Here is a 651-nt window from a genome sequence, read left to right on the forward strand (position 1 = left end):
GAATCAGGGAGAACGTTGTAATTTCGCCCCGACAGGCGGTTCATCGCCGCTGCGGCTGTATCAGCATCTGGTAGCACGGCTACAGGCGGAAAACGCCGGACAGCAGGTGCATTATTATTTGCAGGATGACGTTCCGCTGCGCGGTCATGAGCAGCAGCCAGGGGTGATTTATCAGCATATTGACCGTCATCTGCTGACCCCGGCGGGCATCCCGCCACAACGCATCCATCCGTTAACCCTGGCCAACGTTGCGCAGCAGGATGCCGCGATTGCCGCTGACGGCGGGCTGGATCTGCTGCTGCTGGGCGTGGGTCAGGACGGGCATATTGCCGCGAACCTGCCGGGCACGCCTTTTGACACGCTGACGCGTGAAATTGAGGTCGACCGCTGCCACGGTGTGCTGATGGCGGCTTTAGTGCAGGAAGTGGGATCGGAGGAAAATGTTCCCGACAGCTACCTGAGCTTTGGCATTCAAACCATTATGCAGGCCCGGCATATCAGGGTACTGATCAACGGTGAAAATAAAGCCGAGATAGTCCGGCGAATGCTGATGGAGCCCCCTCTGGAAGCGCTGCCTGCTTCTGTATTGCAGCGCCATGCCAACTGCACGCTCTATCTCGACGCGGCCGCCGCACGCCTGCTGGATGCGGA

General features: G+C 59.4%; 1 protein-coding gene. It reads left to right on the plus strand.

Going from position 1 to position 651, the window contains the following annotated elements:
• A partial coding sequence (locus tag WH277_RS01485) for a 6-phosphogluconolactonase (RefSeq protein ID WP_339503961.1) occupies positions 1-651 on the plus strand: 651 nt, incomplete at both ends.

It is taken from the genome of Erwinia sp. MYb416 (genome assembly GCF_037479575.1).
GTDB classification, from domain to species: Bacteria; Pseudomonadota; Gammaproteobacteria; order Enterobacterales; family Enterobacteriaceae; genus Erwinia; species Erwinia rhapontici.